Source organism: Marinomonas sp. TI.3.20 (genome assembly GCF_038155025.1).
Classification (GTDB): Bacteria; Pseudomonadota; Gammaproteobacteria; order Pseudomonadales; family Marinomonadaceae; genus Marinomonas; species Marinomonas flavescens.
In genome coordinates this window covers 131645-148987 of record NZ_JBAKAS010000007.1, presented here as the reverse complement: position 1 = coordinate 148987, position 17343 = coordinate 131645, and the positions used below count along the sequence as shown (strand labels likewise).

Annotated in this window: 19 protein-coding genes; 11 read left to right on the top strand and 8 right to left on the bottom strand. The window is 43.7% G+C overall.

What is annotated here, in order from left to right; translation table 11 throughout:
- Positions 1 to 49: 49 nt before the first annotated feature.
- The 5 genes from V6259_RS09480 to V6259_RS09460 all read left to right on the top strand — a co-directional run bounded on the left by V6259_RS09480 (position 50) and on the right by V6259_RS09460 (position 4250).
- Positions 50 to 1162 (top strand): ABC transporter substrate-binding protein, encoded by a 1113-nt coding sequence (locus tag V6259_RS09480; RefSeq protein WP_341584332.1) that lies wholly within the window; start codon positions 50 to 52, stop codon positions 1160 to 1162.
- A gap of 84 nt (positions 1163 to 1246) precedes the next feature.
- Positions 1247 to 2206: an SMP-30/gluconolactonase/LRE family protein gene (locus V6259_RS09475; RefSeq protein WP_341584331.1), complete on the top strand. Its 960-nt coding sequence runs from the start codon at positions 1247 to 1249 to the stop codon at positions 2204 to 2206.
- A 24-nt stretch (positions 2207 to 2230) separates the two neighbouring features.
- Positions 2231 to 2935, top strand: coding sequence for a hypothetical protein (locus V6259_RS09470; RefSeq protein WP_341584330.1), 705 nt, complete (start codon positions 2231 to 2233; stop codon positions 2933 to 2935).
- A gap of 92 nt (positions 2936 to 3027) precedes the next feature.
- Positions 3028 to 3885, top strand: coding sequence for an FUSC family protein (locus V6259_RS09465; RefSeq protein WP_341584361.1), 858 nt, complete (start codon positions 3028 to 3030; stop codon positions 3883 to 3885).
- Positions 3886 to 3911: 26 nt separating this feature from the next.
- Positions 3912 to 4250 carry a DUF1971 domain-containing protein gene (locus V6259_RS09460; protein ID WP_133010307.1) on the top strand — a complete coding sequence of 113 codons (339 nt, stop codon included), beginning with the start codon at positions 3912 to 3914 and terminating at the stop codon, positions 4248 to 4250.
- 72 nt (positions 4251 to 4322) lie between these two features.
- Here the strand turns inward: V6259_RS09460 and V6259_RS09455 are convergent, their stop codons facing one another.
- Positions 4323 to 4925, bottom strand: a complete 603-nt coding sequence (locus V6259_RS09455; protein ID WP_341584329.1) for a TetR/AcrR family transcriptional regulator — start codon at positions 4923 to 4925, stop codon at positions 4323 to 4325.
- A gap of 237 nt (positions 4926 to 5162) precedes the next feature.
- Here V6259_RS09455 and V6259_RS09450 point away from each other — a divergent pair, with 237 nt between their 5' ends.
- Positions 5163 to 5690 carry a peroxiredoxin-like family protein gene (locus V6259_RS09450; protein ID WP_341584328.1) on the top strand — a complete coding sequence of 176 codons (528 nt, stop codon included), beginning with the start codon at positions 5163 to 5165 and terminating at the stop codon, positions 5688 to 5690.
- A 277-nt stretch (positions 5691 to 5967) separates the two neighbouring features.
- Here the strand turns inward: V6259_RS09450 and V6259_RS09445 are convergent, their stop codons facing one another.
- Complete coding sequence (locus V6259_RS09445) at positions 5968 to 6414, bottom strand: DoxX family protein (protein ID WP_341584327.1); 447 nt, start codon at positions 6412 to 6414, stop codon at positions 5968 to 5970.
- Positions 6415 to 6566: 152 nt separating this feature from the next.
- Here V6259_RS09445 and V6259_RS09440 point away from each other — a divergent pair, with 152 nt between their 5' ends.
- Entirely contained in the window at positions 6567 to 7499 is a 933-nt protein-coding gene (locus tag V6259_RS09440) for a LysR family transcriptional regulator (protein WP_341584326.1), read from the top strand.
- Here V6259_RS09440 and ctlX read toward each other — a convergent pair.
- The gene (gene ctlX, locus V6259_RS09435) at positions 7483 to 8421 is read right to left on the bottom strand and encodes a citrulline utilization hydrolase CtlX (protein ID WP_341584325.1); all 939 of its coding nucleotides are present in this window, start codon (positions 8419 to 8421) and stop codon (positions 7483 to 7485) included. The two genes, V6259_RS09440 and ctlX, sit on opposite strands and share 17 nt — an antisense overlap.
- 171 nt (positions 8422 to 8592) lie before the next feature.
- Here ctlX and V6259_RS09430 point away from each other — a divergent pair, with 171 nt between their 5' ends.
- The gene (locus V6259_RS09430; protein ID WP_341584324.1) at positions 8593 to 9024 is read left to right on the top strand and encodes an Lrp/AsnC family transcriptional regulator; all 432 of its coding nucleotides are present in this window, start codon (positions 8593 to 8595) and stop codon (positions 9022 to 9024) included.
- An 83-nt stretch (positions 9025 to 9107) separates the two neighbouring features.
- On the opposite strand, the gene V6259_RS09425 is transcribed toward V6259_RS09430, so the two are convergent.
- The 4 genes from V6259_RS09425 to V6259_RS09410 all read right to left on the bottom strand — a co-directional run bounded on the left by V6259_RS09425 (position 9108) and on the right by V6259_RS09410 (position 13149).
- Positions 9108 to 9968, bottom strand: a complete 861-nt coding sequence (locus V6259_RS09425) for an ABC transporter permease (protein WP_240536916.1) — start codon at positions 9966 to 9968, stop codon at positions 9108 to 9110.
- Positions 9965 to 10801 carry an ABC transporter permease gene (locus V6259_RS09420; protein WP_133010315.1) on the bottom strand — a complete coding sequence of 279 codons (837 nt, stop codon included), beginning with the start codon at positions 10799 to 10801 and terminating at the stop codon, positions 9965 to 9967. Before V6259_RS09420 ends, V6259_RS09425 begins: the two co-directional genes overlap by 4 nt.
- Positions 10802 to 10914: 113 nt before the next feature.
- Positions 10915 to 12063, bottom strand: coding sequence for an ABC transporter substrate-binding protein (locus V6259_RS09415; protein ID WP_133010316.1), 1149 nt, complete (start codon positions 12061 to 12063; stop codon positions 10915 to 10917).
- Between the two features lie 9 nt (positions 12064 to 12072).
- A complete protein-coding gene (locus V6259_RS09410; protein WP_341584323.1) occupies positions 12073 to 13149 on the bottom strand; it encodes an ABC transporter ATP-binding protein in 1077 nt (358 codons plus the stop codon).
- A 173-nt stretch (positions 13150 to 13322) separates the two neighbouring features.
- Here V6259_RS09410 and V6259_RS09405 point away from each other — a divergent pair, with 173 nt between their 5' ends.
- From V6259_RS09405 to V6259_RS09395, 3 genes are all read left to right on the top strand, one after another.
- Positions 13323 to 14069: an MBL fold metallo-hydrolase gene (locus tag V6259_RS09405; protein ID WP_341584322.1), complete on the top strand. Its 747-nt coding sequence runs from the start codon at positions 13323 to 13325 to the stop codon at positions 14067 to 14069.
- A gap of 25 nt (positions 14070 to 14094) precedes the next feature.
- Positions 14095 to 15132: a LacI family DNA-binding transcriptional regulator gene (locus tag V6259_RS09400; RefSeq protein ID WP_341584321.1), complete on the top strand. Its 1038-nt coding sequence runs from the start codon at positions 14095 to 14097 to the stop codon at positions 15130 to 15132.
- Positions 15133 to 15201: 69 nt separating this feature from the next.
- Positions 15202 to 15996, top strand: a complete 795-nt coding sequence (locus V6259_RS09395; RefSeq protein WP_341584320.1) for an inositol monophosphatase family protein — start codon at positions 15202 to 15204, stop codon at positions 15994 to 15996.
- A 121-nt stretch (positions 15997 to 16117) separates the two neighbouring features.
- Here the strand turns inward: V6259_RS09395 and argC are convergent, their stop codons facing one another.
- Positions 16118 to 17053 (bottom strand): N-acetyl-gamma-glutamyl-phosphate reductase, encoded by a 936-nt coding sequence (gene argC, locus V6259_RS09390; protein WP_341584319.1) that lies wholly within the window; start codon positions 17051 to 17053, stop codon positions 16118 to 16120.
- Between the last annotated feature and the right edge of the window lie 290 nt (positions 17054 to 17343).

Below are 17343 nucleotides of genomic sequence, written 5' to 3'. Positions count from 1 at the left end.
ATTTAGGCCACTTCAAAAATAAAAAAAATAACAGTTATGGAGTTTTATTATGAATAAATTTTTTTCGTTTATTAGAACCAATATGGTGTCGATTTCGTTGTCTTTGGCGGTAATGAGTACACCTGTGTTAGCAGACAGTTTTCTCGATATGGCCAAAGCCAAAGTGAATGCGGCAACGGCACCGTACACTAAGTGGGATGGTCCAACCACAGGTCCTAAAGCAACGCAGAACAAAACTATTGTGTTCTTGGCATCAGACATGCGTAACGGTGGTGTATTAGGAGTAAGTAAAGGGGTAGAAGAAGCTGCAAAAGCGATTGGTTGGAAAGTAAGGGTGTTGGATGGCCAAGGAACTGTATCTGGTCGCACATCTGCTTTTAATCAAGCAATCGCATTAAAGCCTGATGGAATTATTTTGGGTGGCTTTGATGTGAATGAACAATCTGCGGGTATCGATACAGCTGCAGATCATGGTATTACGGTGGTGGGTTGGCATGCCGCTCCTAAGCCAGGACCTATTCCGTCTAAACATATCTATACGAATATAACGACTGACGCTGACGATGTTGCTTCTATTGCTGCGTTATATGCGGTAGCAGATTCGAATGGTAAAGCGGGTGTGGTTATTTTTACTGATTCCGCTTATTCCGTTGCGATTGCGAAATCCGATGCGATGGCAAAAGTTATAAAGGAATGTAAAGGATGTACTCTTATTTCAGTAGAAGACACGCCGTTGTCTGATACTTCTACTCGCATGCCTCAGTTAACAACTTCTTTATTGCAGCGTTATTACGGAAAATGGACTTATTCACTAGGCATCAACGATTTGTATTTTGATTACATTGGTTCTTCTTTGATATCTTCTGGTTTACCTGAGAATAAGTTGCCTCGCAACTTATCCGCAGGAGATGGTAGCCAATCAGCGTATGCACGCATTCGTAACAACATGTTTCAAGTAGGTACGGTTCCAGAACCGTTGAACTTGCATGGCTGGCAGATTGTGGATGAACTAAATCGCAGTTTTTCAGGGCAGCCACCAAGTGGCTTCTCAACACCAGTACACCTTGTGACGCCGAAAAATATTTCATTTGATGGCGGTGAACGTGGGGTATTCGATCCAGATAACCATTATCGTGAAGCTTACCAAGCTATTTGGAGATAGTTGGATTTAGTTAACATCGGTGGTTTCTTTGTGTTAAGAAACTGCTGATTCTATCGACAGGGTAAGAGGATAAGGGAGTCGGTTATGTCAGCCAATGCATTAGTAAAAACGTTAGGTATTGAGCGTTATGATACGCGTTTGGATACGATACTATTCGAGGATTCTGTATTAGAAAAAGTCTGCACGGGAGCGACTTGGAGCGAAGGGCCAGCGTGGCTAGAAAATGAACAAACTTTGTTATGGAGTGATATCCCGAATAACCGAATTTTAAGTTGGAATGAGGAGAAAGGTATGTCGGTCTGGCGTCAGCCTGCTAACTTCTCTAACGGGCATTACTTTGATTTGGAAGGGCATTTGTTGCATTGCAGTCACGGCGGGCGAAGCATTGTTAAAACCGACCTAGCGACTCATGAAGTCACTACCTTAGTGGATTGTTACTTAGGAAAACGACTCAATTCCCCCAATGATTTGGTGGTGAAATCTGACGGTTCGATTTGGTTTACAGATCCGCCTTATGGCATTTTGTCGGATACAGAAGGCTATCAGGCCGAGTCAGAGCAAGCTGGCAATTATGTCTATCGGTTTGACCCAAAAACAAGCAACTTACAGCCGGTCTGCATGACCATGGAAGAGCCAAATGGGTTGGCGTTTTCGCCTGATGAGCAGCGGCTTTATATTGCCGATACGTCAGCGGCGCTGCGTAAAGACGGTTCAGGTAGTCATCATATTATGGTATTTGATGTAGTGAATGGTCAGGAGCTTGAAAATGGCCGAGTATTTGCCATGGTAAATCCTGGCTTGCCCGATGGTTTTCGGGTGGATCGGAATGGTTGGATATATACGTCTTCAGCAGACAGTATTCAAATTTATCATCATGATGGCAGCTTGTTGGGCAAAATAATGGTTCCGGAAACTGTCTCAAATTGCACTTTTGCTCGAGAGAAACGCTTTAAACAAGGGATGACATTATATGTAACGGCTAGTACTTCAATTTATCGTATTAGGCTAAATACCGAAATCGCAAAACAAGAAAATTGTGATTAATAGCAATATATAGGTAGTGTGAAGATGAGTGAGATGAGTGAGATGAATAGAGAAACCTATTATGGCATGCTTAGGGACTTTCAAAATGGTCAATTTGAGTCCATCAGTCAGGATTACCAAAGTATGTGCCGTGCTCAAGACGAGCTTATCGCGAGTTTACAAGCAAAGGGTGCGACGATTAAAGGCTGGAAGATTGTCGAGGATAAAAACACCTTTATTATTTCGCCTATTTTTGACTTTCAGTTAGCCAATAATCACAGTGAGCAGTTTAATCTAGCAGAAGTGACCGGCTTTGAAGTTGAGCTGTGCTATAAAGTGCAAGTGCCAGACACTGAAATACAGGTAGACGCAGTGGTAGCGGCAAGCCAGCCTAAAGTAGCGATCGAGATTATGCGTGAGAAAATAAATCTATTGAGCCATATTGGCTGTGATTTCTTTTTTAATTACGGCATTATTGTCGCCGATGAGCCAGTTGTGGGGGATTTTCAGTTCAACATCAGCAGCTCTGATCAGGTGTTTAAATACGGCTCCACAGCCCCTGAACTACTAGCAGAAAAGCAGTTTTTTCTAAAGCAAGGGTTAGTTGAATGTGTGCGCCGCGGCTACCAAGGTGAGTTCTTTTTTATGACAGGTAGTCTCAATGGCATGTTAGAAGCTAATACTCGATTCGGTAGAAATACTATAGAGAATGGTGGTAAAACAATAATTCGTTTTGATGTCATTAGCTAGCTAATGATTTCGTAATAGGGTCGGTTTTAGAGCAGATAAAGGGATAATCTACCGTGTAAATTGTCTCTATTTAAGTTAAATATTAGAATGCTATTATTTATTCATACGCAAACGTATCTATCGCTGCTTGGGCCTTGATCACTTTATTCCCAGTAGAAGTTATTCAATTAGTGATTGCGGTTACGGCTGGTGTGGTGTTCTTCCTATCTCGTAACAATCGTTATGTCTTGGCAACAGCGGCTATTACTTTGATGGTGGTGTGCTGCTTTAATCAGGTATCAGATGGTTATGATGTGATCTGGCCGCGATTAATAGACACCTTGATTGGCAGTATTATTTCTTGGTTAGCGGTATTTTTCATCTTACCGGATTGGTCTCATCGTCAATTACCCATGACCTTCGCAGAAGGCTTACGTCGCAGTGCCGATTATTTGCGTGAATTGATGCGCTTCTATCAAGAAGACAACGTCAGCGAGCAGGTGTATCGTCATAGTCGTCGTCGGGCGTATAACGCCGATGCATTGTTAACCTCTACATTGGTGAGCATGCAGCAAGAGCTGGGTCACTTCCGTCGTGATACCGAGCTATGGCAGCGCTTGGTTATTCGTAGCCATACCTTATTTAATTACATCGCGGCATTTAGTGCCCACCGTGGTACCTTGATCGAACAACCGAGTAATCAGTTATTGGCCGATGCGGGTAACTATATAGTAGAAAGCCTGCAAGAAGTCGCGCAATGTCTTGAGCAAAAACAGCTAGTAACGGATAGTTCGGCAGAATTTGAGCGACTGAGAAACACCCTTGAAGATTGCCCATCCGACGACGATGAGCGACATTATTTTGTACAGTCTCAACTGCAATCCTTGTTAGGGCAGCTTGAAGAGATTCGACGTTTGACACTTGAGCTGCAAGTTCAGGTTCATGGTGAGCATATTAAAGATGTGAAATAAGCATCATTATTAATTTGAGGAATGTTATGAGTCATCCACGTATCCCAGCTAATTGGAAAATCCAGCGGTCTACACCATTTTTCACGAAAGAAAATGTGCCTGCAGCGCTACTAACGCACCATAATACTGCAGAAGGTGTGTTTGGGCAGATATGTGTCATGGAGGGAGTTGTTACGTATTATGGCTTTGCTGATAGCGAAGCAACCGAACCAAATGTAAAAGTAGTGATCCCAGCAGGGCAATTTGCTACGACGCCACCACAATATTGGCATCGTGTTGAGTTGAGTGATGATGCGCAATTCAATATTAATTTCTGGTCAGATAAAGACCGAACAGATAAGCCCATGATTAACGAAAAACCTTAAATCCATAAGTTTAACTGTGTTGAATTAACTTAGCTAACGCCCGTTAATAGCAGTTGGTGCATCGGCATTTTATTAAGAAAGTATCATTTTCACTCTAAACGCGATGTCTGTTTTCATGCTTTCTGGCGTCATTCCCGCTCGTGCTCGAAAGACATAACCTTGGCGAAGGTCAAACATGAGCTTTGCCCGTTCAGTAGAAGGAAAGTTTTCCGGTAGGACGCCTCTGGCTTTTTCGAGTTCAAAGCGCCTTGCAAGCCGAGCATCTGTATCGTTAATAGCGCGTTGCAATAATGCCTCAACGCCTTCTACTTCCCCTGAACTTGTCGACACACTAGAGCTTAAAAAGCAGCCACGAGCGCCGCTATTATTGTCTGTACTGTAATCAATTACCGCTTCCATGAAAGATTGTACGGCCAATTCAATGTCAGGCTGTGTTTCAAACGCAACCAGTGGGCTACAAGCATCGCTTGATGCATAGTAATCAATGGTGGCTAAATACAATGTATGCTTATCGCCAAAAGTGGCGTATAGACTTGGGCTATTAATTTGCATTGCGCTTGTTAGATCCTTCATCGAAGCACCTTCATAACCTTTCAGCCAAAAAACATTCATCGCCGCGAGCAGCGCGGTATTGCGATCAAATGAAAGAGGTCTACCGGTCTTTTTCTTGTTCATTATTTATGGGCTCTTGAAAACGGGGTCGTCTATTTATGCTTTTATTTATTATCATTTGTCACAGAACTAAAGCATAGCATGGAGGGGTATGTTTTTTCATTTATTGGATATAAAGAGGAGCTTTCTTCCTTATTAAACCGCGAATGTTATAGTTTTGTAGTGATTGATAAAAAATTATTGACGATATGGTTTTTATCTACTTTAATAATGATCATTACAAAATTAAAGAGAAACATTATGAGCAATACAAAATTACTAGCAGGGCAGGTTTTTCCAGATATTACGGTAACAAATTTGAACGGCGGAAATCTTGACCTTGCAGATATGTCTGGTTTCGATTGGAAGTTGGTTGTTGTTTATCGTGGCAAACATTGCCCGTTATGTACTCAATACTTGAATACATTGAATAGTCTTTTGCCTGAATTCGAAGCGCTTGGGGTAGGGGTTGTCGCCGTGTCGTCAGATACTTTGGAAAAAGCACAGAGCCAGATGAAAGACGTGACGCCTGATTTTACGGTTGGTTATGGCTTAACAATAGAGCAGATGCAGGAATTAGGTTTGTATATCTCCAACCCAAGATCAGCGGCTGAGACAGACAGCCCTTTTGCGGAACCCGGTTTGTTTGTTATCAATGAAAAGAAACAACTACAAATTATAGATACCTCGAACGCTCCTTTTGTTCGTCCTGATCTTAATTCGCTAATCATGGGCTTAAAATTTATTCGTAATCCTGAGAACAATTATCCAATTAGAGGCACGTATTAATAATCACATCTAGCGATATAGAAACAGTGGTTCTTAACGTTGCAGTCGCTTTGAGTTAATTAACTTTGAGCTAAACAACAACAAGCTAAAATTTTGCTTCACTTGATCGTATCAACCATGGCTGCTTATCCGTGGTTATGGTTGATACATTGGATAATGAACGTAGGCGTTTCGTTTGAATGAGGTAAGGCGGGAATTCATAGTATTAGACTCAGATAAAACATAGAAATTAGCGTTATCTGAGTCCAAGTTGTTCAATTCACTTTCAAGCTGATAATTAAGACAGTTTCTCTTGAATCGCTTTATCAATGGATAATCTGCCCGCGCCTTGAATCGCGATTGCAAAGGTGACAACAAAGAGACTTAATGCGTATTCATAACCGCCATTCGAAAGGAATAGTCCGTGGCTGATGTGCACGCTGAAAATAGCGATCAACATAGTAAATGCGACAACAATAGCGGCAGGGCGAGTGAGTAAGCCAATCAGTAACGCCAAACCACCAAAAAATTCTGCACTACCGGCCAGTAACGCCATCAAATAACCAGGTTCAATACCAATGCTCGCCATCCATTGACCTGTTCCTTCTAGTCCGTAGCCACCAAACCAGCCGAACAGTTTCTGCGAGCCGTGTGCCATCAAGATGATGCCGATAGGTGCGCGTAAAATGAAAGCCGCTAGGCTGTTGTTGGTACTAACCAGTTTTTTTAAAAGTTGTAAGCTCATGTTGGATTCCGTTTTTATAAGGTCTAATAAGTGTCTATTGCTAGAAGATGTCGCTATCTTACTATCAATATTTTTTATTATTAATAGGGATGATGTTGAATTATTAACAACAAAATGGCGATAATAGATTTCATTGTCGGTGGGGTGTTGATATGGATCGGATTGATGCAATGCGTGCCTTTGTGTCTGTGGTGGCAGAAGGCAGTTTTAGTCGCGCGGCGGAGTTGTTGCAACTATCGCCACAGCTGGTGAGCAAATATGTCTCACAATTAGAAGACAAGTTAAACGTGCGTTTGCTTAATCGAACAACGCGTCGGGTCAATTTAACAGAAGCGGGCATGCAGTATTTTCAACATGCTCAGCAGATTTTAGCCAGTGTCGATGAGATGGATCAGCAACTCGGCGGCCTGCATCAGAACCCCAAAGGTACCTTACGAATTAGCGCACCAGTGTCGTTTTCGATTAAGCACTTAGCGCCTTTATTGGCTAAATTTCAGCAAGAGTACCCGCTCATTGATCTGGATTTACAGCTTAATGATCGTAAGGTCGATGTGGTCGATGAGGGCTTTGATGTAGTACTCAGAATCGGTGAACTAAAAAACTCGTCCTTAGTGGCTAAATATGTCGCTCCGGTGCGAGTGATTCTTTGTGCGTCGCCAGATTACCTTAAGCAGCACGGCATTCCGATGTGTCCAGAAGACCTTAAGCACCATCGTTATTTGCATTACAGCTACATGGAGATGGATGACAGAGAAGTTATTTTTCCCTGGTTACGTAGTAAAAATGTTGAAAAAAGCGGCTTGTTCCAGAGTAACAATGGCGATGTACTTGTTGAAGCCGCTATCGCGGGAGCTGGTATAGCGTTGCAACCGACCTTCATTGCTGGAGAGGCGATTCGAAAAGGTCAGTTGGTCCCCATCTTATTAGACTTTGAGCCTAAGGTGATGGGCTTGTACGCGCTTTATGCTCACCGCAAATTGTTGGCCAGCAAGGTACGATGCTTTGTGGATTTTTTAGACGGCTACTTCGGGGCGTCGCCTTATTGGGATGAATTTGTTGGCGTTGGTTCTACCCAGCCAAATTAGAACGATGTATGCCAGCGATCATGCAGCGCACCGAGCCGCCCGCGCTTTCTATAGTAGGGATCGCGAGTGGCAGCAAGGTGACAGACGCTTCGATAATGGCTTTTTGTGACCTAGTCAGCGCTTCAAAAGCGGTGCGAGAAAGCGCGAGTAGGTTTTCGTTTAAACCGCGCAGTTCAATGGCATTACCGCAGAAATGACGCACTTGGTGATTGCTCAACGAAATTACTGTTAAACCACTTTGCTGAAAGAGACTAAACAGCGCGGGTCGATCTTGTTCCGCCACCATATCCATGCCGATCATGACGAATTGCGCACTGATGCACATCATCACATTGGTGTGATAAATCGGCACGCCATTTTCATCTGCTGCATCGAACAGAACCGCCTGATAGCCCATATCACGACAAATGCGTCGAAATAGCCCTTCACTGGTTCGATTGGATCGCGCCGCATAGGCGATATTGTTCTGATGGTCGAAGACGATGGACCCTGTCCCTTCTAAAAATTCTTGTTGGTCAGCATGCCCTCGCAAATTGACCGTGCTGTGATAGCCATAGTGTGTCGTCAGAAAATCCATGATGTCTTGGCGATATTCGTTACGACGATTGGGGGCGTACATAGGGTATTGAACTAGGGTGCCATTGTGATGAGTACTGAACCAGTTGTTAGGGAAAACTGAGTCGGGAGTATGGATGGATTGGTCTTCGAAAACATGCACGATCACGCCTTTTTCTTGCAAGCTGGCAACCGCAGTGGAGACTTCATTGTAGGCACTCAAGGCTGCGTTTTTCGATGTGCAGGCGTACTGAAAAGCATTGTCCGCCATGGTTTCTGGGTTCGAAATAAAGCAATGAGGGCGCACCATGACAATGGCTTCTGGAGATTGTGTGTTGGTGATTGTATCGCTGATTGTATTAGCCATGAACAGACCCTCAGGCACAGAGAAAAGAAGAGAGGCCATAATAAAGAGACTTGCTGTTGTTTAATATGTCAGAAATTAATACTATTTGATGAGTTTTTTAGCAAATAGCTAGATAGATCTGACAAATTGTCAGTTTTGTTTTTATCCTCATATTTTTTTAAGAGCGCGACGATGAAACCCTATATTTATGACTCTTTAGATTCAGACCTAATTTCTGAATTGCGCAAAGACGGGCGAGCGTCTATTTCTTACTTAGCCGAGACGCTTAACGTCTCACGCGCAACAGTGCAAAATCGACTAGATCGATTGCTCTCCAGCGGTGTCATTCTGGGTTTTACGGTGCGAGTTCACCAAGAAGTTGAGAAAGAAACCGTGCGTGCCATGATGATGATCGAAGTGGCGGGGCAGTCAACCTCACAAGTGATTAAAAAACTGCGCGGTATACCAGAGCTGGTCAAGTTGCATTCGACTAATGGTGCGTGGGATTTGGTCGCCGAATTGCAAACCACGAGCCTAGGCGAATTCGATCGCGTGCTACGCCGTGTGCGCGAAGTGGATGGCATATTAAACAGCGAAACCAGCTTGTTGCTATCCACGATGTAATCTTGCCATTTGCTGATTTATTCCATTGATCGAGTCGATCTTAATGATTTTCGACCAACGGAATATTGAGCAAAGTCAGCGCTTTACTTGCCAAGTTTAGAGAGCATTTCAGGGCTCATAAATTTATTGATGATCAGCATAAACAAGATCGACGGCACTAGGAGAATGAGCGCAGTAATAGACGCTATTTGATAGTTTCCTTCCATACTAGCACTATAAAGCAATAGCGGTAGCGTACTTATGTCCGGTGCGCCGACGAAAAAAGTCCCCGTAAATTCATCCAATGACTCCAAGAAAACGAAAATACAGCTAGCAATAATACCTGGGGCAGCTTGCGGCAAAATAATATGGAAAAAAGTATAAATTGGCCCAGCGCCTAGATTACGCGAAGCGCGTTCCAGCATAGGGTCCGTTGTTGAAAATGCAGCGACACTAATCCAAACAGAAAACATGAGGCCATGAATACTGTGGACTAAGACGACGCCCAATAACGTGCCATTTAAGCCAAACTCATAAAACAGTCGTGCAATGTTCATGTACACGGTTAAATTTGGAAACGCCTGAGGAATTAAAAATAGCAGCATCCAAAATACCCTAAATGGCATGCTTCGTTTGGATAAGGCGTACCCCGCCGGAACAGAAACCAGCAGACAAACACAGACCGTTAATATGGCAATAATAATGCTGGTAAATAATGAACTAGAAACATTGCTATATGGGTTAAAGACCTGATGCCAATATTTGAATCCCCACTGTGACGGCAAGGCATGAGGGAAGTACCACACCTCAGTAACGGTCCAAATCAATAGATTGACGATTGGGCCAAACAGCACAAGAGCAAAGACCAAGATAAATAAAATCTGTAGCCAGAAGTTGAATTTTAATGGCATGTTTTTTAGTTTTTCTAACACCATGCTTTGAATCGTAACGTGTGTATTTATCATGCTGTTGCCCCTTTATCTTTTAAACTATGGCGAAGATAGAACCAAGCCAATCCAGCACAGATGGCATACGACACCAAGCCTAATGCATTCGCGACGTGGTAATCGCCATAGGAATTCACGCGAAACGCCATATCTGCACTTATCATTGTGGGTGTTCCTGTGCCTATCATCAGTGGAACCGATAATACGGACATCATGGTGACGGTTGATAGCACCATGGCAACGCCAAGCGTAGGGAAAATTTGTGGCAGGATTATCTGCGTTAATATTTTGAACCGAGAGGCGCCTAGATTACGAGCGGCGCGAATTTGAGATTCGTCTAACGCGGACATGGCACCGGTAATCAGTAGTGTTGAGAAGGCGAGTTGCTTCCAGACAAAAGTGATAATAATGCCGCTCCAGCCAAGGAATGAAACCGTGTCCATTGGTGTCATTAAGCCTGATGCTATAAAGGCATTATTCATCAGCCCATTTTTTGCGAGAAAGGTACGCATCATCTGAGCGGTGACGATAAATGGAATAAATAACGGCAATCGATATAAAACCCCCAGTATTAATACCACTGAGCGGAAAGGCGATAGCACAATGAGCGCTGCAATAATGGTAGAAAGCAGTGCTAAAAGAATCACTGAAATGAGTACGATCAAAATCGTAAACAATATGTCGTTCGAGTAGAGCTCAAAGGAAGTATGTAAGTGCTCTAGTGTGAAACTGCCGTTGTCTAAAGTGATGGCAGAATAAAGTGAAAAACACAGAGGATATAAAAATAATATCGCCACCATAATAGCCGCAGGAGCAACCAGCCAAAGATTTTTTGATATTTTGAAGTGCATAGAGCAGACCTTTGAATAAATCTTAAATTGGAAAAAATCGAACTAAACCGCAATAAAAACCTTACTTCTTGCTTAGCTCGATTTTCCAAATATTGCTATTAAGTCAGGAGCGATTAGTTAGAAACTTGGCGCTCGTAACCTTCTTTAATATCGTCAAAATAGGATGCAATCGGGAAGCTTTTTCCGTATTGAGACAAATCTTCTGGGGTGATTTCTGCAAATAATTTATTCCAAGTGGCGCTGTCCAATTCGCTTTTAACGTATTTCGCATCAATGCCTGGATACCAGTTAAAGCGTTTTACAATGCCTTCTGCTTGTACTTTAGGGCTGGTGGCTAGCTCAATAAATTGACGTGCGAGTTCTGGATGAGCCGCTTTGGTTGGCGTGACATAATACATTGGTTGCCCCGGCATTCCCGGCGCAATCAGAGCAAGCTTCATAGACGGCGGAATTTTGCCTTGCTCTTTCCAGCTGTAGAACATGTCGACCCAGACTGGTCCCATGAAAATTTCACCACGGTTTAGCATGTCTAAAGTGCCAGCATTGCCTGGTGTAAAGGTGATGTTTTTATTGAATGCTTTTAACTTAGCGAACGCTTCACCCCAATTTGACTCAACGTCTTTGTTATAAGGTTTGCTTGAAAGTGTTTTAGCGTCGGTGCCGTAAGCGTAAATCCAACCGGTAACAAAGCTGACGCCAGACATGCCATTTTTAATGCCGTTGTAACCAAAGGCTTTAGGGTGTTTTTTAGTCCAAGTGACTAATTCATCGTAAGACTTTGGCGGTGTTGTAACAAAGTCACTGTTGTACGCGATGGCTGTTTGGCTGTGAAACATAGGCATAACATAGCCTTCTACATTTGTTCCTAGCGCGTTTTTAGCACTGTCGCGAGAAACAAGTTTGCCTGTGTCTATCTCTGAACGATATTTGGCTAATAGGCCTTCGCTTACCATTTGGCCGCCAATTTTTTGATGAACAACGGCAACATCAATATCCCATTTAGCCAGATTACTGCTTTGTTGTGCTGACAGTTTTTCGAGGATTTTGTGCGAACCTGCATCACCAGGCCCAGTGCCGATGATGTTCACTTTAACGCCTGGGTGCATGGCTTCAAACTTAGGGGCTAGGTAAGTTTTTACGTAATCCACCATATTTTGGCCACCAGCAGAAGCAACGTTTAACACCGTTTCAGCTTGAGCAAAGCTTGTGAATTGAGCGATGCCTACAGCAGCGAGTACAGCAATTTTAGTTTTAGTAAACATGATGATCCCTTATTTATTTGACTGAAATGATGTTGGAACATGATGCGCTGCAGTCTCTACTTGGTTGTTGTAGATATGCAGTGCGTCGGCAGTAACTCGTAACGTAACGGGGGTATTCTCAGGCAAATCACTATGGTGATCAGCCTGTATGGTGTGCGCCCCGCAGCGCACACTAATTCGGTAATGGTGTCCAAAGAAGGCGCTCTGTAAAACATGACCTTGGCAGGTTAGATCGGAATCAAAGTGAACATCGTTGCTCAATGAAGAGGCTTTTTCTGATGGCACTGTGACCTGCACGCTTTCGCTTCTAAAATAAATTTGTTGAGCGGATTTAGCGGGCAGCGTGTTGTCGTCGTTTTGCCACTCAATGTGATTTTCTGCCCCCATAAAATTAGCGACAAAAGCACTGCTTGGTGTGCGATATATTTCTTCAGGCGTACCCAGCTGTTCAATTTTCCCTTGGTTTAACACAGCGATTCGATCAGCCATTACAAGCGCTTCTTCTTGATCATGAGTCACAATTAAAGAGGTGAAGCCTAATTGCTTTTGAAGGGACTTTATTTCGTGACGCACATTGAGTCTGACCTTGGCATCGAGGTTAGAAAGTGGCTCATCAAGAACCAACACATCTGGCCTGATGGCTAGAGCTCGGGCGAGAGCCACGCGTTGTCGCTGTCCGCCAGACAATGAGGTGACTTTTTCGTTTTGCAGGCCTTCTAGCTTAACGATGACGAGCAATTCGTTAACCCGATCTTGAATTTCAGCGGCTTTCACTTTGCGTACTTTCAACCCATAACCGATGTTTTGCGCCACGGTTAAGTGAGGCCAAAGGGCGTAGCTTTGAAACACCATAGTGATATTTCGTTTTTCTGCAGGAAGCTTAGTAATGACGCGATCGCCTACATAAATTTCACCATGAGAAGCAGGAACGAAGCCACATAGAGCATTCAGTAATGTGGTTTTACCGCAACCAGAAGGGCCCAATAGGGCGATCATTTCACCTTGATTAATCTCTAAATTAAAATCGTTTAAGATCATCTTGCTGCCATAACCAGCGTGTAGATTCTCAATTTTCAATTGCGTCATATAGGGCTCCGAATCTGGCCTATTTTTTCTTTATTCAATTTATTTTTAAAAAATGAACACGTGTTCACTTGTTTGTAAAAAAAATGTAATCAATTGAAGACATTATGGTTGCCTACTTTGTCTGATCTTTATGACATTTTAATTAAACTAAAAAGACATTTTGGTGCGGCGAGATGAAAATTGATGTGATTGGTAGTGGAAGTGCGTTCTCTGAAATTAACAATACATCTTCAATTCACATTGAAGATAATAGCCATAATCAGTGGTTGATTGACTGTGGCCCCACCATTCCTAGGGCGCTGTGGCAACGTGGCATTGAGGTGAATGCAATACAAGCTATTTACTTTACACATTGCCACCCTGATCACTGTTCAGGCTTAGCGGCATTAGTGAACCAGTGGAAAAGTTTCCAACGCGCTGAACCTTTGGATATTTTCTGTCAACTTGAACAGCAGCCCTTACTAACGTCTTTAGTGGATTTGGCAATCTGGCCAGAGACCGATATTTGCTTTGATATTCGTTGGCACGACATTACAGATGCATTTACATGGCAGCACTGGGAGATTGAAACGGCTAACACGCAGCATGAAATAAGCAATCGAGCGATTCGCCTTACGGTTGACGGCCAAACGTTATTTTACAGTGGCGATGGCCGACCTACGGCGGCAAGTAAAGTCTTGATGCAAGATGCGGATCTGGCTTTTCAAGAGTGTGCTTCTTTTAAGGCGCTGGACGACGACGCTTCTCATGGGGATTTACCAGACTGTATTCGTTTATTGAAAGATACGAATGTTAAAAAGTTGGGTCTTTACCATTGTTTTGATGCGGCTTTGCCAAACCTCCGTGACGCTGCTGGCACTATCCCAAACCTATTTATCAGTTATGACGGCTTAATACTGAATACCGCTGACGCACTATAAATTGATTGAAAGAGGAGCGATGCTCTTGGCAAAAATCTCAAAGAAATTCACGGTAACCGCACAGGATGTCGCCACCAAAGCGGGTGTATCAAGAGCCGCGGTATCTCGTACTTTTACCAACAATGGTAGCGTCTCCAAAGCCACTCGGGAGAAGGTAATTAGCGCCGCTGATGCCTTGGGCTACCAAGTTAATTTTTTAGCGCAAGGATTGAATCGCAAGCGTAGTCAATTGATCGGTGTTGTTGTAGCGCGCTTGAGTGACCCGTTTCGCAGTAGTTTACTGGAAGGTTTATTGGCTGAAATCCAGAGAAAAGGTTACCAAGCGTTGGTCACAGAAGTAAGAAACCCTGATGAGCTTGAAGAAACCATTCGTCGATTTACTCAGTTTCAGGTCTCGGGCGTTATTGTTACTTCTGGTCAGCCGCCAACGCAACTGGTGAAAGATTGTGTGCAGCATAATATTCCGGTGGTTGGCATCAATCGTCATATGGATCTACCTGACGTTGACTTTGTCTGTTCAGACAACGAAACAGGCGCAACATTAGCGGCTGAGCAATTGATTGCATCTGGCTGTAAAAAGTTTGCATGGCTAAATTACGCAGGCTCTACCTGGGCGGGTGTAAAGCGAGGAGACTCCTTTCATCGCATTATCATGGAGAAACATGCAGAGGATCGGTTTGCGTTGCTTCAAATTGAAGCCACACAAGACGGTTATCAAGGTGGCCGAAGCGCCGCGCATGAGTTTTGTCGATCAGGGGCGTCTGCCGATGGCGTGTTTTGCGCGAATGCTCAGCTCGCGTGTGGGTTTTTAGACGGCATGAGAGAGCATGGATTTCACGCGCCAAAGGACTTTCATTTGATTGGGTTCGATGACACGCCATTAACCGCTCAATACAGTTATCGCCTAACAACGGTTAGCCAAGATATTGAAGAAACCGCCGTTCGCGCCGTGTCCTGCTTAGAATCAAGAGGGCGTGATGCAAATATCAACCAACGTTTTGAAGTGGTTCCCGTCAAGCTGGTGCTGCGACATACCTCTCCCCAAATAAGAGAACCGCGATAGCGTGCAAGTGTTTTATTGCGAAGCACCAAGAGCATTTAAAAGAACCTACAACTTAAAAAGGCATTGTTAATGGAACCGATTCAAGACTACACATTATTAGAAAATGCGATTAGAGAAGCCGGAATGCGAGCGCAAGAAATTCGTAAAACTGGATTGTCTGTGACGCAAAAAGGGCGTCAGGATTTTGTTTCTCAAGCAGACCTCTTTGTTGAAAGTGAACTTAGAAAAACGATACTTTCTCTTTACCCAGACGATGATTTTTTGGGTGAAGAAAGTGGCCTGACTAAAGCCAATAATACGCTTGATGGGAACGGTGTTTGGGTGATCGACCCCATTGATGGCACTACTAATTATCTGCAAAAAATGGACTATTGGTGTTTATCTATTGCTTACGTGGTCGCTGGTGAAATCCAACTTGGCTTTATTTATGCGCCAGATCGGGATGAGTTTTTCGTTGCTAAAAGAGGTAAGGGAGCATTTTTAAATAACCAACGTCTAACAATACAAGAGCCAGAAAGTGGGCAAGCCATTATAGGCCTAGGCCGTTCAAATCGTCGTCCTTTGAAAAATTATTTGGATGTACTGCATCTATTGGACCAGCACAATGTTGAATATCGTCGTTTTGGTTCGGGCGCGTTGATGTTAGCCCATGTGGCTTCCGGTCAGGTAAATGGGTATTTTGAAGCGCACTTAAACAGCTGGGACGCTCTTGCGGGCCTGCTATTAATCGAAGAGGCGGGTGGTCGTGTGCCTAATTTTCTTGCTAATAATGGTTTGCTTGAAGGGAATTCAGTATGGACGGCCAGTAAAACCTTGTGGGAAGAGTTGAATACTCCGCTAGCAGAGCTTTCTCATTACTCGTAATAAGAGCGTAGTAAGCCAAGGTTGCTGATAAGCAGAGAGAGAATCAAAAAGCAGAAAAATGAAAAGCAGAAATTAAAAAGTCGAACACAAGTGCTCGACTTTTTCTCGCTAAATTCGAAATTTACAGGGTAACGGCAATGTCTTCAGCAAAACCTAGCATGATGTTTAGGTTTTGCACGGCAGCACCCGAAGCACCTTTGCCAAGGTTGTCTAACTTAGCCACTAATACACCTGATTGATTATCAGGGCCACTCAACACAGACAATTCAACTTGATTCGTGTTCTCAAGACCGTGAGGAGTTAAGAACGGCGCCGAATTATCCACCACGGCATTAAAATCATTGACGGTTACAAAGACATCCGTCGCATAGGTTTTTAGCAACTCAGCGTGTAGCTGCTCCATGGTGACATTGCCTTTTAGCTGAATCGGTAAAAATGTCAGCATGCCTTGACGAAAACTGCCTACGCTTGGCACAAAAATAGGGGACTTATCTAATCCAGACCAGGTTTTAATCTCAGGCAAATGCTTATGATTAAATGTCAGGCCGTAAGCGCCGAATGTTGGTGCATTATGCGTGCTTTCATAACGATCGATTAACGCATTACCACCGCCGCTGTAACCAGAAACGGCGTTGATAGAGTAATCGCCAGACGCGGGTAATAACCCTGCTTCTATTAAAGGTTTTAGGAACAGAATCGCACCGGTAGGGTAACAGCCAGGGTTGGAAACAAACTGCGCGTCTTTGATTTTAGCGCGCTGAGTCACATCCAATTCAGGAAGTCCGTACACCCAGCCATCCGCCACGCGGTGAACGGAACTGGCATCAAGAATACGGCAGCCTTCTTCTTTAGCCAGCACAACACTGTCTTTGGCCGCGTCATCAGGCAAGCAAAGTACGGTGACGTCAGCTTCTTTCATCAGACGGCGCTTCTCTTCTACATCGCGTTTCTTAGCGGGATCAATACTGATGATGCTAATGTTCGGATGGTTGACCAAACGGTCTCTTACTTGCAAGCCGGTGGTACCAGTTTCACCATCAATAAATACTTTTTTCACAGCGTGGGGTCCTTTGTGGTCTGTCTTAAATTGTTGCAACATCAGGGGCTTTGTTGAGCCTTTGCTGAGGTTTTTGGCAGTTTATACTGCGTTTAAGGCGTTATTAATATTTAACGAAGAGTGTAATGCATCCCGCTTCGGGTGAATAGTTGGTAGCCCTGCTAAATGGCTAAAAAATGCCATGCAATAACGTCTTGGCAACTTTATATAGAAGAGCATTTGTAAAAGTATTCCTTGTTGTGGCAGGCTTGATCACGAACATTCACATGAGCCCATTCATCGTACCGAGA

Bases quoted from the DNA above. Each gene is read 5' to 3' on its own strand.
- ctlX (WP_341584325.1), bottom strand. From the start codon at position 8,421: ATGGCTAATACAATCAGCGATACAATCACCAACACACAATCTCCAGAA.
- V6259_RS09445 (WP_341584327.1), bottom strand. From the start codon at position 6,414: ATGAGCTTACAACTTTTAAAAAAACTGGTTAGTACCAACAACAGCCTA.
- V6259_RS09430 (WP_341584324.1), top strand. From the start codon at position 8,593: ATGAAACCCTATATTTATGACTCTTTAGATTCAGACCTAATTTCTGAA.
- V6259_RS09420 (WP_133010315.1), bottom strand. From the start codon at position 10,801: ATGCACTTCAAAATATCAAAAAATCTTTGGCTGGTTGCTCCTGCGGCT.
- V6259_RS09475 (WP_341584331.1), top strand. From the start codon at position 1,247: ATGTCAGCCAATGCATTAGTAAAAACGTTAGGTATTGAGCGTTATGAT.
- V6259_RS09410 (WP_341584323.1), bottom strand. From the start codon at position 13,149: ATGACGCAATTGAAAATTGAGAATCTACACGCTGGTTATGGCAGCAAG.
- V6259_RS09455 (WP_341584329.1), bottom strand. From the start codon at position 4,925: ATGAACAAGAAAAAGACCGGTAGACCTCTTTCATTTGATCGCAATACC.
- V6259_RS09480 (WP_341584332.1), top strand. From the start codon at position 50: ATGAATAAATTTTTTTCGTTTATTAGAACCAATATGGTGTCGATTTCG.
- V6259_RS09395 (WP_341584320.1), top strand. From the start codon at position 15,202: ATGGAACCGATTCAAGACTACACATTATTAGAAAATGCGATTAGAGAA.
- V6259_RS09405 (WP_341584322.1), top strand. From the start codon at position 13,323: ATGAAAATTGATGTGATTGGTAGTGGAAGTGCGTTCTCTGAAATTAAC.
- V6259_RS09470 (WP_341584330.1), top strand. From the start codon at position 2,231: ATGAGTGAGATGAGTGAGATGAATAGAGAAACCTATTATGGCATGCTT.
- V6259_RS09425 (WP_240536916.1), bottom strand. From the start codon at position 9,968: ATGATAAATACACACGTTACGATTCAAAGCATGGTGTTAGAAAAACTA.
- V6259_RS09440 (WP_341584326.1), top strand. From the start codon at position 6,567: ATGGATCGGATTGATGCAATGCGTGCCTTTGTGTCTGTGGTGGCAGAA.
- V6259_RS09415 (WP_133010316.1), bottom strand. From the start codon at position 12,063: ATGTTTACTAAAACTAAAATTGCTGTACTCGCTGCTGTAGGCATCGCT.
- V6259_RS09460 (WP_133010307.1), top strand. From the start codon at position 3,912: ATGAGTCATCCACGTATCCCAGCTAATTGGAAAATCCAGCGGTCTACA.
- V6259_RS09450 (WP_341584328.1), top strand. From the start codon at position 5,163: ATGAGCAATACAAAATTACTAGCAGGGCAGGTTTTTCCAGATATTACG.